This window comes from Plectonema cf. radiosum LEGE 06105 (assembly GCF_015207665.1).
In the GTDB taxonomy this organism is placed as follows: Bacteria; Cyanobacteriota; Cyanobacteriia; order Cyanobacteriales; family Nostocaceae; genus Rivularia; species Rivularia radiosa_A.
In genome coordinates, this window is record NZ_JADEWL010000303.1 from 1 (window position 1) to 1,626 (window position 1,626).

The following is a 1,626-nucleotide window of genomic DNA, read 5'->3' on the forward strand; positions in this document are numbered from 1 at the left end:
ATTAAACTCAATGAGGTTGTCACCAACCCCATTGGTCTCCAGAACGTAGCGTGAAACTTTCGCTTCACTACGCTCCTCGTCAAGTGCCTTTAACTAAGAGCATCGACCTTTATAGCGCATCGTCTATTCGGGTTTTTTCATCGTGACAATGTACGTGAAGAAGTTGTAAATTTTCATAGGTATTCCTTCCTCCTTTAGAACGGGGGATTATATGGTCTACCTCCATTACATCTTCTTCCCTGAAATACAGTCCACAGTGTTTACAGATTCCTTTCTGCTCAAAGAGTAGTTTTGCAACCTTCTTTGGCAACAAAGGATTTTTACCCATTCGGGTTCCCCAATATTTTAAGTCTCCGTTATAAGGACTACCATTGTCTTTCACTTTGACGTGTCTTACAATTTTTGTGTCCGCATGGTTAATGAGTCGATAATACTCTTCTCCATTTTTTACTGCGAAAACCCAGCTTCGACCATCGATTTCGTGAAAATATTTGGTCTTAGACCATTTCCTTCCTTTATTTCGATGTCTTCTCCTAGCCCAGAACATCAGTCTCCAGAATGTGAAGTGTGCCATTTCATCAAAAACCTTTTTGCTAACTTCTGTGGAGAAGTAATTTGTCCATCCTCTAATAATGGGATTCAATTTTGCAATAAGGTCGGATTGTTTTAATCCCTTGCTTTTCTTTATGGCTATTCTCAGTTCTTTCCGGTGATTTTCTTGACAATATTTGCTTGGAGTGATGATAGTTTTGAACCCAAGTAATTTACCTTTGGAGTTTTTACCGCTGGTATATTTTCCAACTTTGAATTGTCTTATATTAAAACCTAAGAAATCAAACCCAGGTTGGTAACATCCTATGGTTTTTAATGTATGAACTATTCTCGTTTTCTTGGTATTCAATTCTAAACCCATGTTTCTTAACCACTTTTGAGCCATAGTTTTTATCGTTTTCAATACTTCTAAATTCTCATGGAGAATCACAAAGTCGTCTGCATAACGAATGATACTTAGGGCATTTCTCTTATCTCTTTTGGCGACTTGTGTTCCGTTTTTATTTTTGATGTTGAATTTTTCAGCCGCCTTTTTTAATTCCTCTTCTAATCCGTGAAGGGCGATGTTTGCTAAAAGGGGGCTTATAGCATTGCCCTGTGGTGTTCCGCGTTCTGTTGGGTTGAATTCCAGCCCATCCATTACACCAGATTTTAACCAGGCTTTAATTTGCCTTCTCATAGAAGGGAATGTTTCGAGCTTTTGGAGAAGTTTTTGATGGTCGATAAAATCAAAACATTTGTTCAGGTCAGCATCAAGAACAAATTTACTTTTGTGCCGGATACTGTTGAATATTGCTTCTCTTGCATCGTGACATGAGCGTCCTGGTCTAAACCCATACGAATTTGACTCAAATTTTGCCTCCCATTGAGGTTCCATTGTCATTTTCGCCAAGGTTTGAATTGCTCTGTCTTTTATTGTAGGTATCCCAAGAGGTCTTTTTTCATCTTTTCCTGGCTTAGGTATCCATACTCTTCTCGTGGGAGAAGCTTTGTCACTTACTACCAGTTCTTGGACTAATTTAAGGCGTTGTGCAGGTTTCAGTGATTTTATACCATCGACCCCTGCGGTTTTTT

General features: G+C 38.8%; 1 protein-coding gene. It reads right to left on the reverse strand.

Annotation, left to right across the window (positions count from 1 at the left end; genetic code table 11):
* Positions 1-109 precede the first annotated feature (109 nt).
* Positions 110-1,626 (reverse strand): group II intron reverse transcriptase/maturase (gene ltrA / locus IQ247_RS32105; protein WP_228060241.1); only part of this gene is annotated, 1,517 nt, incomplete at its 5' end.